10 protein-coding genes are annotated in these 14089 nt (G+C 58.6%); 5 read left to right on the forward strand and 5 right to left on the reverse strand.

The window, feature by feature from the left end; all coding sequences use genetic code 11:
• Nucleotide 1 precedes the first annotated feature (1 nt).
• The 3 genes from R3C19_18055 to R3C19_18065 form a co-directional block, all read right to left on the reverse strand.
• Nucleotides 2–1048, reverse strand: coding sequence for a sulfotransferase (locus R3C19_18055; protein MEZ6062248.1), 1047 nt, complete (start codon nt 1046–1048; stop codon nt 2–4).
• A 75-nt stretch (nt 1049–1123) separates the two neighbouring features.
• Entirely contained in the window at nt 1124–2026 is a 903-nt protein-coding gene (locus R3C19_18060; protein MEZ6062249.1) for a hypothetical protein, read from the reverse strand.
• Nucleotides 2027–2125: 99 nt separating this feature from the next.
• A complete protein-coding gene (locus R3C19_18065) occupies nt 2126–3520 on the reverse strand; it encodes an oligosaccharide flippase family protein (GenBank protein ID MEZ6062250.1) in 1395 nt (464 codons plus the stop codon).
• Between the two features lie 425 nt (nt 3521–3945).
• Here R3C19_18065 and R3C19_18070 point away from each other — a divergent pair, with 425 nt between their 5' ends.
• Both R3C19_18070 and R3C19_18075 read left to right on the forward strand, forming a co-directional pair.
• Nucleotides 3946–4785, forward strand: a complete 840-nt coding sequence (locus R3C19_18070) for a class I SAM-dependent methyltransferase (protein MEZ6062251.1) — start codon at nt 3946–3948, stop codon at nt 4783–4785.
• 60 nt (nt 4786–4845) lie between these two features.
• The gene (locus tag R3C19_18075; GenBank protein ID MEZ6062252.1) at nt 4846–5832 is read left to right on the forward strand and encodes a sulfotransferase; all 987 of its coding nucleotides are present in this window, start codon (nt 4846–4848) and stop codon (nt 5830–5832) included.
• Here the strand turns inward: R3C19_18075 and wbaP are convergent.
• Nucleotides 5829–7421 carry an undecaprenyl-phosphate galactose phosphotransferase WbaP gene (gene wbaP / locus R3C19_18080; GenBank protein ID MEZ6062253.1) on the reverse strand — a complete coding sequence of 531 codons (1593 nt, stop codon included), beginning with the start codon at nt 7419–7421 and terminating at the stop codon, nt 5829–5831. The two genes, R3C19_18075 and wbaP, sit on opposite strands and share 4 nt — an antisense overlap.
• 489 nt (nt 7422–7910) lie before the next feature.
• Between wbaP and R3C19_18085 the strand changes: the two genes are divergently transcribed.
• Nucleotides 7911–8786, forward strand: coding sequence for a hypothetical protein (locus tag R3C19_18085; GenBank protein ID MEZ6062254.1), 876 nt, complete (start codon nt 7911–7913; stop codon nt 8784–8786).
• Between the two features lie 134 nt (nt 8787–8920).
• On the forward strand, nt 8921–10240 hold the full coding sequence (locus R3C19_18090; protein ID MEZ6062255.1) for a polysaccharide biosynthesis/export family protein: 1320 nt from the start codon (nt 8921–8923) through the stop codon (nt 10238–10240).
• A 42-nt stretch (nt 10241–10282) separates the two neighbouring features.
• Here the strand turns inward: R3C19_18090 and R3C19_18095 are convergent, their stop codons facing one another.
• Nucleotides 10283–12595 carry a polysaccharide biosynthesis tyrosine autokinase gene (locus tag R3C19_18095; GenBank protein ID MEZ6062256.1) on the reverse strand — a complete coding sequence of 771 codons (2313 nt, stop codon included), beginning with the start codon at nt 12593–12595 and terminating at the stop codon, nt 10283–10285.
• A 568-nt stretch (nt 12596–13163) separates the two neighbouring features.
• On the opposite strand from R3C19_18095, the gene R3C19_18100 reads away from it, so the two are divergent.
• Nucleotides 13164–14057 (forward strand): MotA/TolQ/ExbB proton channel family protein, encoded by an 894-nt coding sequence (locus R3C19_18100; GenBank protein ID MEZ6062257.1) that lies wholly within the window; start codon nt 13164–13166, stop codon nt 14055–14057.
• The last annotated feature ends 32 nt before the right edge of the window (nt 14058–14089 follow it).

The following is a 14089-nucleotide window of genomic DNA, read 5'->3' on the forward strand; positions in this document are numbered from 1 at the left end:
CTCAACGACGCATCTCCATCTGCGAACGTTCCGGCAGCGATTGCTCAACACTTGCGGCAACGCCGTTCTTGTCCCGCTGACAGGTCTTTCGCTCAGACGTCTCTGCTGTCCAGTGACTCAGATCGCGGCCCAGCATTTCGGATGTCAGCGCCACGTCTTCGCGGAACACGCCTCGCAGCTCCTGAACGAACTCCGGCCGCAGTCCGGTTCTGGGCTGATTGACGGAAACGACGCGCCGGATCGCTTCCTTGAATGGACCGGAATTCGCGTTGATTCTTGAACGCAGAGCCCGCATCGGCCGTTCAATCAATTTCGGCGGTGCATGGTACAGACGTCCCAGCCAGCCGAGGCGATACGTACGCGCCTGGTTGACCTTTGGGAATTCGGTGCGTCCGTCGTCTTCGAGATTCAGGAACCGGAGCACATCTCGATAGACGCCGGCCGTGTCGGTCACGAAGTCATCGAAGATCACCACCATGCGCTGTGTCTGCGGAACAGCATCGAACAGCCGCTGCAACTGCGGCGCAAACGTGGCGACCTCCTGATACTGAAGCTGCTGAGTAAATGCCGGATTCCCTGGCATTCGCCGCCCGGCAGCACGCTCCGGCTGCAAGCGCCACGCCGCTTCGAAATCAGTGACGTCCTCGTGGTAATGACGGACCAGCTCACCATGCATGGCCTGAGCCACTTCCACAGGGTTTCTCAGCATCACCAGGAACTTCGCCTGCGGGTTGAAGTCCAGAATCGACTTCACGGCGACCTCCGACTGCAGATACGTCGTTGATCCTTCCCCGATGACATCGTGTTGCCCCGGATCCGCGTCCCGAAAATATTCCAGGTAGTGCTGCAGCGACCACACGCCATGCACGCGGCGCGAGTGTTCGTGGTCTTCATCCCAGAAATGAAGTTCCTTCGGAGCGGAAAAAAACACCCGTGGATGCTCCGATAGATAATGAGCCAGCGCAGTGGTTCCTCCCTTCGGCGCGCCGATCAGAAAGAAGCCTGGTTTCGGCCGGCTGTCTGCGGATTCGCCGGATACGCTTGTCATGGATCGTGTCTTCTCTGGAATGCTCGAACGACGACACCTTTTCAGGACTGCTTGCGAGCCGTCAAACGTGTCAGTCTAACGGGATGGGACCAGTTTGCTGCCAGCCAGCCGCAGCATTTCAGATGGGAAGAATTCATACCGCAGCCCGTCGACAACTGTCATATCGCCCACGCAGGAAATCGTGTGGATTCCCATCGGAAAAGGGCCGTCCTGAATCGGCTTTACAAAGCGCACCGTTTCTTCTTCGAAGACGTCCGGCGTAAGCGTGACAATCCTGTTGATGGCAACCGCTGCTCCGTACCGTTGTGAACAATTCTGTGCGGGCCGGTAAAGCTGACCGTCATGAAGAAACGGCGTTCCTGCGGGGCGAGTACACGACGAATCACTCTTGACCGGGTTTTTCGGATGTGGCTGCCATTTTCCGAACAAGTCGTCAGCATGGAAAATGTGCAGTTGCTCCAGAGGCCGATTATCCTGACGCGTACACGCCAGCCACCAGCGCCCGTCGTACTGAAAGACGGTGCTGTCGACAGCCGGAACTCCTTTCAGAATGGTGCCGACCTTACGCATTGTCAACGTCCCGTCATCCATCTCCCAGACGGATACTTCAAAGTCCTGGTGACTCTCGGGAATACATAGCCAGCGGCCGTCGTATTGCAGTGTGAACGGATATGCAAGATGGCAGCGTAAAGGCAACACGTCGGTCTTAAGTTCACGGATCTGTCCGCCATCGGCTACTCCTGCGGAGATGCGTCCAAGATGCGTTCGGTAGTCGTAGTCCTCATACAACACGATCTGGCGGTTACCGAGCGGAAGAAGAAACGGATCCGCACGAAACTGCCTTCGGTCACGTGCCGGCATCCAGGCGACATCCGGGACAAATTCGTGCTCCAAAAACGAATGAATCGGCTGCCGGACCAGACCAATTTCCCACCGCTGGTGCCGGACGAGTCTGTGAATCAGGCGTGAGAGTCTCATGGTTGCCCGTCAGGAGAATTGTTCACCGCCGGGACGTCGCGGCATTGGAAATGATGAACGGGATTCCGCGGTGCCGGAAAACGCCGTTGGTGCTGTACGTCACCGGGCAAGAAGTGATCTAAACCGGGACACCACGCGGAAACTGCACCACGTGTTGATTCCCGTGAGTTTCCACGCAGTCGCCCACGTAACGACGTTCAGTGCAATCTGCAGCGAAGAAACAAGGACAGCCAGCCCGATCGCTCCAAAACCGGCGGCCACAAGCGGTCCCAGGACAACCAGAGACAGTGCCGTCACCACGTCAATGATCAGCATCACACGCTGAAACCCGGACAGCCGCAGCAGCGCCGCGCAGCTCCCGGAGACCACCAGCATCACCTGACCGGGTATCAGAATCCGCAAAATGGTGGACGCTTCGTCATAGCCGTCACCGAGAACCACTTTCAGGACAAACTCCGGCATGATCAGCACCAGTAGTGCGGCGAGCATACAGGGAATCGCCGCCAGTCCCGCCCCCTGGCGAAGATGCTTCTCAAGCTGTGCCGACAGATTGGCTGAATACAGCGGACTGATCACACCCCGAGCGGCTGTATTCAGGACCGACAAAGGAATCGCCAGCAGAACAATGACTCGACGTGCCGCAACGTAGTAGGCCATGCTGTCCGGATCCGAGAACTCCGACGTCATGAACAGGTCACAACTGCTGGTGGTGAACGAAATCATCGACGCGATTGCCAGCGGCCAGGCACACGACAATACGTCGACAACAGAGGGAAGTGATTGATCGCCCTTCGCACCGTCGTTCGCAACCGTCTCACCGGGCTTCAAATGACTCCACAGCACAAGACATCCGCACCCCGCAGCAATCGCGGCTGATGCGGCGTAGGCCATGATCGCATTCTGCCAGGTTGCCAGCCCCACATAGGAAAGCACCGCAACCGTCAGCAACGTACCCGCGTGCGGTGCCGGAGACCCCTGCATTACGTTACCCAACATATTGGCAGCGGCCGGGGAACCAGTTCCTCGCACGGAGTCAGAAACAATATTCAGCACTCCACTGGCAATTGTGCCCAGGGCGAACACGATCGCGACCAGCAGCCCCGTTTCACCACCGGTCAGGGTTTCGCCAAACAGGAGAGATGCAGCGAATGCAGTAATTGCGCCGATTGTGAGGCTTCCCATGGATATCACGGCCACTCGCGTCATCACGTGACGGCGCCGCGACGAACCAACGTCCGATGCATAGCGCCCTAACATCCCTAGCGCTACCGTCCCCAGACCAAACGTCGCAAACACACCAAGAAAAGACAGACCCGTCCGGGCGATCGTGAAACGTCCAAAATCCGTTGGTGACAAGACTCGAGCCAGAATGACAGTACTCAGCAGTGCAAACACCAGATTCAGAGCGGTTCCGATGGACGCCCAGGAACCATGCCGCAGCACAAGAGACCGTACATTCAGTTGCGAGCCGCCCGTTCCCTCATGGTGAAACATTTGGACATCTGTGGATGCAACGTGATTCCTGGACATGTGTTGCTGACGGTCACTCCGGATTTGACGAAGATGACCGGCTCTGAGAAACCCGTGTAAGGAGTAAATTACCTGAGGACATGGAAATTCTGTTGATAAGATAGTGACGGCGCCAGTAGGGGTACAGCAGAATTCCGGATGGGCTGTCGGATTCCTGCTTGCCATCGGATTCCAGCACACGGCCTCAGTTACGGAGCCGACGGCGCAGACTCGGCAGTTGCATCCTCATCGCCGCAGCCAGTCAGCCCGTCTAACTGGTTCACCGCACATCACGCACAATCTGCCATCCCGGGCCGCATTTCGCAAAAAAAACGCAATTCAGAACCGCGCCGCGGAGCCGCTCGCCAACAACGCGCTAAAGCAATACGCACCAGCATCGGAAACTACGTATGGGACTCGTCAAGATCCTAAAGAACCGCCTCAATCTGTTCATGGGGATCGCCGGAGGAAATCCACTGATGGCAGCCGTCCTGAACACGACGGACATTGGTCCAAAGCTGCGTTTCCCGGAGTTCCGGGAACTTCCCCCGAACGCACTGCGCGTCCGTGTTGGTGTTGGCGGCCGACTTTTCAATAATCAACCTCAATTCCTGCTGAAAGGCAGAGACCTCTGGCTCTACCTGCTGGCAAACGGCCTCGTCAGGTTCACTGATAATATCGTGGAAATCGGCTCCGGTATCGGACGCCGCACATACTGGATGCGAGACTTCGAATTTCATGGCATCCGATACTCCGGCAAATACACAGGCATCGACATCGACCCGGAGATGGTCGATTGGTGCAATAGTCACTACGACAGGGAACGCTTTGAATTTCATTGTGCCAGCCACGCCAGTTCGGCGTATTTGAGCAAACAGGAAACGGCCAGGTACCGACTGCCGGTCGACGATGCCAGCCAGGGGCTGGTCTTCGGTACATCAGTGCTGACCCATCTGCTGGAAGAACAGATGATCAACTACTTCGAGGAAGCGTTTCGGGTGCTGGTTCCCGGCCGCGCTCTGGTAATGACCTGCAAATGTGTCGATCTGACGTCCGATGATCGCGGCAATACCTACAAGCATCGTTCCGGAAATGCGTATATTGAGAATCCGGGAGTCCCGGAAGCGGCTGTTGCGTATGAGTCGAAGTTCGTCGAACAGACGCTCAGGAACGCCGGCTTTGGCTCAGTGGATTTCCATCACAACGATTCCAACATCCAGCACACGTTTGTGGCCCTTAAGCCTTCGTGAAAGGCATCGCGTCGCTGGCACCGAACAACGGATGACTGACGACTGTCGACAGATACCGTGATGAAGAAGATCCCCAATTTCTTTGTAATCGGCGCTCCGAAATGCGGCACGACGGCGTTGACGGAATATCTGCGACAGCATCCCCGCGTCTTCATTTCGAATCCGAAGGAACCTCGCTTTTGGTGCTCCGACCTGAAGAACAATCCCCGCGCGGAACGCTGGCTGGTGACCACCGACAACGTGAACGGGTACCTGAAGCTCTTCCGAACGGCGACCGCAGACCATCTGGCCGTGGGCGAAGGGACCACGCTGAATCTCTATTCTGCTGCTGCCGTCCCCCGGATTCTGGAATTCAATCCGCAGGCGCGATTTATTGTCATGGTGCGGAACCCCGTTGAGATGTTCCATTCGTGGCACAGTTACCTGGTCCGGCAGTTTCACGAAGACGTGACGTGTCCGGAAAAGGCCTGGAGCCTGCAGGCGGACCGGCAACAGGGACGTCACATACCACAGAACTGTGACATCCCTGAAAAACTGCAGTACCGGAAGATCATCGCCCTGGGAGAGCAGTTGGAACGTTTGCTGCAGACGGTTCCTGGCGAACGTGTGCGTGTCGTTGTCTATGATGACTTCGCCGCTGATCCCGGCACCGAGTACGCGCGGACACTCGACTTTCTGGAAGTGCCACACGATGGCCGTACAGACTTTCCGCGCGTCAATGAAGCGTTTACTTATCGGTTCCCGTGGCTTGCAAAACGGCTGTTGTCACCGCCGCGGCCGGTCCTGCATGCCTTTCGCTGGCTGCAGACACACCTGCCGGCACCGATGGCCGTTCGACTTCGGCACAAGACGCTTTCAGCAATGCGCACGGGAGCGGGGAAACCACGTCTGCCCGAAACTTTGCGGAACCTGATTGCCCGGGAAATGCGTGACGACGTCGTTCGTCTGGGTGAGCTGCTTAACCGTGACCTGGCTCACTGGACGCGTGGTGCCGACGTTTCCGTTTCGCCGGTCTCGGCACCATTTACGGACAGGCAGCCGTCCTAATAGCTGCCTTCGCGACGCAGAACTGTGCGAATGGTTCGCAGCAGCACGAAGTAGTCGAGCCACATAGACCAGTTGCGCACGTAGTAGATGTCCAGCCGAATCCGCGAGTTGTACGTCGTGTTATTCCGGCCGGAGACCTGCCAAAGGCCGGTGAGCCCGGGACGCACTCGAAGGTAAAACGGGAAGTGGTCGCCGAACATGCGGACTTCGTTCGGGTCGTAAATCGGACGCGGCCCCACCAGGCTCATCTCGCCAACCAGTACGTTCCACAACTGCGGAAGTTCATCGATACTTGTACGACGAAGAAAATGACCGATTCCGGGAATCACTCGCGGATCGTTCTTTAGCTTCTGAGTCTCCCGCCATTCCAGTTCCGCGGCAGGATTCGATTCCAGATACTCCTTCAGGACTTTGTCAGAATCCCGGACCATCGTCCGAAATTTCCAGGCGTGAAACGTTCGGCCACTGCGACCGATTCTGGCATGGCTATAGAACGCCGGACCGGGAGACATCAAACGCACTGCCAGTCCGACCAGGATCCATACCGGCAGCAGCACCAGCAGCAGCAGCGCAGATACGGCCATATCACACAGACGCTTCGCAATCCGCTGATAAGGCTGTAGCAGGCGATCCCGGATATGAACGCCCGCCAATCCGGCTGCTTCGAACGTCGAAGTCCACAGGGTGGGAATCATCACGTTGGTGTACAGCATGATGATGTTGGGAACCAGACTGCTTTCCTCGAGTACGTCGACGACACGGTCGGTCGAATCACCGCCGGCGAACAGCATGACCCAGTGGCAATCGTTGCTGCGACAGATGGAAACCAGGTCACTGGTTACACCCAGAAATCGCGCGCCGTCATTTCTGGTCGTGTTGCGCCAATAGTCGGCGGGCGTGTCATCAACGACTCCGATTGGCTTCAGTCCCCGCTGGGGAAGCGCTTCGAGGTGTCGGAGCACGGCCCGTTCATGCGCTCCGGTACCCACGATGATCGCAGATTCTCCCCACCATTTCTGTTTAGCGAACAGGTGCCGCGTCTGAAACCGGAACATCGGGGCCAGCACGGCCAACAGCAATGTGGCGACCAGCAGAATGAGAACTTCCACGGCTGAAAGAACGCCAAAGACCGCATTCAGCACCAGCAGGATCATGCAGGCCATTCCCATCGACGTCAGCTGCCGGCGCAACTCCGCAACGGGGTTCACACCCGTCGCGGGGTAGAGTCCGTTCAGCAGGCCGATCACCAGATGCGCACAGCAGAGTGCCACAAGGTTGTTCAGGAATGTTGGCGGAAACTGTCGCCCCAGAACACTGCTGACGAGGACTGACGCAAGGCCGAATGACACCGCCAGGCTGAGCAGATCCGCAGCCATTAGCGGCAGAGCCGTCAGCACGACCTGCCGGAGCCGTGCTCCTTCCATGCGACGAGATGGAGGGACGTGTTCCTGCGAATTCCACCCGCTGGCGGTTCGGCGATCACGTCTGACGCGACCGGAATTGAGACCTTCCAGTGCCTCCGTTGAGACAATCGGGTCAACCAATCCGGGATCGGAAAGCTGCGGACGGGCAGCGAAATGCGAAGGCATACTGAATTCAGAATTGAAAAAGACTGCTTCGGCCCGCTGTTAGAACTCGCTCCGTTTTCCCGTGCTCGATCGTACCGACCGCTGAAAGACAGTGTCGAACACATTCCCGCCCGTTTCATAAACTTTTCAGGTGATAGCGAAAATGGTGGCTCTGCGGGTGAATCCGGCTTCACACTCAGGGCGAAGTGAAAGCCGATGTACGCATCATTTTGCGGAACCAGGACCAGCGACGGTACGCGTCGTCGGCCTGATCCGAACAGGAGAAGCGACGCATTCGGAGTTTTCCGGCTGGTCGGAATATGCCGGCGGACCGGATTTCACGTGATCTGCGTGCCACAACGAATATCACTGTTGCACGAAGATTTGCGCAGCCATTTTGCGGAAGCGGCCGGAGGTCGGCAAAATCGGCGGCAAGATCGCAGCGTCGCCGGCCGGACGGTCGATCGCATTGATTGACTGGATGCCCCAGGAGAACAGGAGTCTCTTTCAATGCTTGCAATCCCGCGACAGATTTTCGTTGCGACAGCAGCAATCGCCATCATCGCCGTTTCCGGCTGCGCGTCGCTTGAAGACTGCGGCTACGAGACCGGACAGCGGATTCGCACTGTTCAGGCGTGGAAGCACTTCAATAGCTGTCAGGACCAGTGTTTCACCCGAGATTACGCCTCCGGCTGGAAAGCAGGCTTCTACGACGTTGCCACCGGCGGATCCGGTTGTCCGCCACTGATCGCGCCTAAGAAGTACCACAAGCCTCCCGTTTTCTTTGAACGCGACGAAAGTCGCCGGGACGACTGGTACACGGGATTTCAGGACGGCGCATGCTTCGCCAAGACGCAGCCGGACTACCACTACCTGCACGTCTGGGCGCCTGGTCCGTCGATGTGCCTGACACCGGTGTGCCATACGGAGACGTTCCCTGCGGCCCCTCCGGCTGAGCCGATCATGCCACCGGAAGAGATGGTCAGCGACAGCGAACCGGTCGAACCGGTCGAAGCGACCGAACCCGCCGGCGACGACATCGCCGACGATGCGGCTGCGACTCCGGCTGCCGATTCCGTGGATTCCGTGGCCAACGACGCGGTTCCTCAGCAGGACAAGCTGTCTCCGGTACCGACACAGGATGCACAGCCGGCTGACCTGGAACCGTTCGAAACTCAGCCTGTCAAACCATCGGTCGAAGAGACACAACCGCGGCCGTACGATTCCGGCATGCTTCCGACATGGGACATTGAAGTCATTCCCGTCGACAAGCGCGACTCGCCCGAATCCACCACCGGAAACAAGCGTGTTGTGCAAACAGTGCCGCGCGATGATCGGCGATCCTTCACGGCCCGGTTAATCGCGGGCCTGGCGACGGAACGCTAGCCAGCGCCATTTCCGGCAATGTGCAGCGAGGTTCTCGCGGCGTTGAACGTGAATTGAAATCCATTGAGTCTTGCAGGTGTCTCAGCAGGGTTCCTCGCACTGAGGTCGAGGATCAACCAATCAAGGACTGAACGATGCTCAACCCATCTTTTCGCGGAACCCAGCCGCTTCTGATCTGTAATCTGGCGTTTGCTCTGATCACGGCCTGTTCGGGCTGCCACACCATCACGTGCGTCAAGGACGCGGTGCCGGCAAGTCGGCTTCCGCGTGAGTACTGTGCTGCCGCTCGTGAACACTGCCTTCCGTTTCCTCTGACGGCGCTTGGCCAGGAAAAGCCGGCGGCTCACCAGATCGGACCGGGAGACCAGTTGGGCGTCTATGTTTACGGCGTGCTGCCGCCGTCCACCACGGAGGCTCCGGTTCTGCCGAAAAGTCAGCCGGTCAATCAGCGTTACTATCCGCCGAACGGCAGTGCCGTCGGTGCCGTCACCGGGCTGCCGATGGAAGTCGCCGCGGACGGAACTCTGGATCTGCCGCTGGTCGGTGCCCTGGATGTTTCGGGGATGACCGTGCGGGAAGCCACTGACGCCGTCAGGGAGGCGTATCGCAAGAAGGAAATCTTCGCTCAGGGCGGTACGGAACGTGTCACGGTCTCTCTGATTACGCCGCGAGTCCACAGAATTCTTGTGGTTCGTGAGGACACGCCGTCACCACAGGTCGAGCTGTTGCCTCCGGGCCAGGTCGATCACATCCACCGCGGTTCCGGCGAAGTCATTGACCTGCCGATTTACGAAAACGACGTGCTGCACGCACTGGCTTCGACCGGAGGTATGCCGGGGACCGACGCCGCCAGAGAAATCTGGGTCTTTAAGCGATCGGGCCTGACGAATCCCCATGCCATTCTTCCGGAAGAACTGCAGGTCCGGACCGTCAGTTACCACGAAACCGTGGGTGAAGACCGTCAGGTGATTCGATTGCCGCTGGCTGGCTGTCCCGGAGAGTGCGTGCCGTACGATCAATCGTCGGTCGTTCTTGACGAGGGCGACGTCGTCTACGTGCCGCGCAGAGCTGAGTACTTTTATACGGGCGGACTGCTGGGCGGAGCCAAGCTGCCGCTGCCAAGAGACGAAGACATCGACGTGCTGGAAGCCATCGCACTGGCCAATGGTTCTACAGGAGGTCCGCTGGGCCAGTCAGGGAATGCTCTGTCCGCCGGAAGTCCGGGTTATCTGATTCGGCCGTCGCGAGTCATCATCCTGCGAAAGATGCACGACGGTCGCCAGTTGCCGATTCGAGTCGATCTGGCCCGCGCCATGACGGACGAAAAGGAACGGCTGCTGATTCAATCGGATGACGTTGTGATGCTGCAGTTCAAGCCACATCAGGCGTTCCTGAACGGAATCGCGACATGGCTGAACCTTAACGTGACCGCAGTCGCCACCGGCCGCAACTAGATTCGGCCGGTTGCAGAGGCCCGACGCAAAGCGAATCGCCGGCTACTTCGGTTTCCGACCGTAGTCATAATAGCCGGCGTAGTAGCTCTTTCGCAGAAAGCTGCCGCGGCTGCCGAAGGTATTCACGACGCAGCCCAGGATATTCGTGCTGCCCGACTGCAGGATCTTGACCGCTTCGGAAACGTCTTCCCGCGTGTCATTTGACGGGCGAGTCACAAGCAGCATACCGTCTGACTTCTGCGCGACGACCATGGAGTCGGACACAGCCAACACCGGTCCCACGTCGATGAGCACCAACTGAAACCGTGACCGGAGTTCAGAAAGCACGGACGCGAATTTTTCCGATTCCAGCAGTTCGGACGGATTCGACGGAATCTCTCCGGAACACAGAACGGTCAGATCCTTGACGCCGCTGGAATGCAGCGCTTCGTCGAGTTCGCACTTGCCCTGCAGGACATCGGACAGACCGAATTCAGATCTGATGGCCAGACGATTCTGCAGCGTCGGTCGCCGCATATCCGCTTCGATCAGCACAATCGGAATGTTCAGCTGTGCGAACGATGCCGCAGTGTTGAGCAGCAGGGTGGACTTTCCGTCGCCCGGCAGCGGGCTTGTCGCTGTCAGCACGCGCAACTGCCCGGAACGCACGTCTCCCAGCAGCACCGTTCGCAGCATGCGAAAGATTTCCGCTTCCGGCGCGGATTCCGGAACGATGCCGCCGGTACTTCCAACCGGCAGCCTGTTGATGTGGCCCAGAACCGGCAGATCAATGGTGGTGCCGATTTCGTCGCTGGAGTTGAACTTCTGATTCATCTGGTCGTTGGCCACGGCGATGAACAGCCCGGCAATCATGCCCAGCATGATCCCGCCGACGCCGCAGACACCCAGTCCCGGCCACACTCGTTCGCCGCGCCGCGGAACTTCCAGCAGTTCATGAACATAGCCCTGCATGCCGCTGGCCATGTCGAGATCACGCAGTTGCTCGACCAGTCCGTCAAAGAGCTGCTGCGTGCGTTCGACGCGCGAACGCAGGATGCCTTCTTCCAGTTCAAATTCGACAAGTTTTCGAGCCTGTTCTTCGGCATCGGCGGCCAGCGTCTCCAGTTCGCGCCGCTGATCCTGGACGGATGCCAGTTCGCTGACCAGAAAGCCCGTGTACGCTCGCAGCAACTGCCTCGGAGAAAGCTCGGTCTCTTCCCATTCCGCAGCGTTGCCGGCGCCGCGTTCTTCCAGAAATTCGTTCACCAGGCGGATTTCGTCGTCCAGCTTCCGGACCTCCGGATGCCCTGGTCCGAAGTCCGCTGACAGCCGCTGCTTCTCCGACATCAGCCGCAGCAGGTGCGTGTATTGTGCACGGGCTTCTTCCAGCCGCTCCGGTTGCGCCGCCTGGAATTCGGCCGATCGTGAGACATTGGCCTGCAGTCCGGCGAACACACCCAGTCGCTGCAGACTCTCGGTGTCGATGACCCCCAGAGCTTCCAGCGGAATCAGTTCCTCTTCGCCGTACTGTGCGATCGCGTCGCGAGCCTTGGCAAGTCGTTCCTTGAGCTGCGATTCCTTGATTTCCAGCGTCAGCAGCTCCGTGCTGACGTGCCGGAACTGATCGACGTAGATGTTGCTGCTGCCCTCGCCCTGAAACAGCACGGGAGCTTTCTGGCGAGCGCTGACGTACTTGTTTTGAGCATCCGTGAGTTCTGATTCGAGCTCATCCTGCGCTTCGGCGATCAGCGTGTTGGCGGAGGACATGGCTTCGGAAAGCTGCTGCATCAGAAACTGCTGGTACTCGATAATGACAGCTTCCAGAATCAGCTTCGCGTCGTCAGGATCCCGATGTTCGAACGCAATCTTCAAACTGCGCGCGTCCCGCGCTGCGCCGTCGCCGCCGCGAGTCAGTTTCAGGTGCGAAATCACGTAATCGACCGAGTCCTCGTCCTTTTTCAGTTGAGCCACGATGGACGGCAGATTCGTCAGCCCGTGTCGCTGCAGTGCGTCTCCGACGATGCGGCGGCTTCGCAGCACTTCCATGTGGTTGGCAAGAATATCTTCGCTGACAACGACTTCTGAGCCGGAAGTCTGACTTCCGACGGATGCCATGCCGGGGTCACGCTGACTGACCAGTACGCTGGCCGACGATTCGTGCCACACCGGAGCGTACATCCAATAGATGCAGGCGTAGGCCAAACCAAGAACCGTGCAGGAAACGATCACCCAGACCTGGCGCGACAGCACTTCCGTCAGCTTCAACGACGGTGGCTCCTGCCGCGGACCGGCAAACACAAGTTGCCCCAGACTTCCCGCCTGACCGTTTGTCGCGGCTTTGTAGTTGTTGCGATTCGTGGAATTCGTCAGCGACATGAGACAACTGTCACTCTTCTTGCAGGCGATGATTCGAGACAACGGAACTGCGCAGCGGATTCAATTCACGCTGACTGGCGGAGATTGGCAAGTCAACCGACATTGCCGCCAGACGGCGACGGTGGCCGGTCAGAAGTCGCCGCATTCAGGACGCAGTCGAAAGCTGACCGGCAAGCGATCGCCGATTGCGATCTTGATACCCACCCCATTCGGTAACAGCAAGGAACTTCCGAATCGCGAACTGGAAACGACGCAAAAACGGGGACACGCACGGCCTATTTGACAGGTCCATACCTATGCAGTGTACGCCTGCCCGCCCCGGATTGCCGCAGCAAATGCGAACAAATGCATAGTGGTCATGTCCTGCGACTCCGGCATCCGGGAACAAGGGCAGCCGCTGCTAAGCAGGCCCGCAGACGTGTCGCTGACGGGACTTCCGCTGCACATGTGCGGATCGGCTTTTTGAATCGGTGGCTGATTGGCAACGAATCGCGCTAAATCGCACATTGGTTACTGTTACAATCTCGCGAGCCCGTTCTTCCCGTCCACCGTTGGTCGCCATCCATCTATGATGAATCTCCGAATCCAGCGTTCGTCCGTCGCATCATCCGTCCTGGTCTGGCTGGGCGTTGCGTTAGCCTCGACAGCCTGGCCCGCGCTTGCCGTTGCCTGGCAGAATTCCGAAGCCGACGCGCCGGGTGTTGCGGAACCATCGACCAACGCGGACGAACCGACAACCGGCGTCCAGAGTTCCTCGGCGATTCCCAGTTCTCCGCAGGAAATTGTCAGGGCCATCGGAATCCCGTTCGCTCTGGTGTTCGGGATCGCCTCCGTTGTAGCGCTCTGGTCAGCGATTGAGAGGCTGGTTCTGCTTCGACGGCGGCGCGTGATCCCGCGAGCGTTCGTTGACCGATTTCTGATGCACCTGCGTTCCGGACGAATGGACAAGCCGAACGCCATCACCGTTTGCCAGCAGAACGGCAGTCCGATGGCGGAAGTGTTTCTTCACGGAGTCCGCAAGTGGGGCAAGCCCAGCGTTGAAATCGAACAGGCCGTCATCGACGGCGGAGAACGACAGATCAGCCAGCTCAAGAAGCGGCTGCGAGTCCTGAACGGTGTCGCCACGCTGACTCCGCTGATCGGTCTGCTGGGGACCGTGATCGGGATGATCCAGGCATTCAATGACATCGCAGCCAGCAACGCCATGGGTCAGGCTCAGGAACTGGCATCAGGAATCGCCATGGCACTACTGACAACCGCCGTCGGCTTGTTCATTGCGATACCCGCCCTGACGGCCTACATGTATCTGTCCGGCCGCATTGATGCGCTGGTTATGGAAATGGACCGCCTGGGACAGGAACTGGTCCACCTGATTTCCGCCGAAGCCCTGCGCGAACGCGGTGAGGCTCCCGCGAGGAAGGGACCGCCGCCAGCCGAAAAACGTCCGGCCACAAAAGTCTGATGCGACCGGTCGGTCCGTCGCCGTCAATCCGG

This window comes from Planctomycetaceae bacterium (genome assembly GCA_041398785.1).
Lineage (GTDB): Bacteria > Planctomycetota > Planctomycetia > Planctomycetales > Planctomycetaceae > JAWKUA01.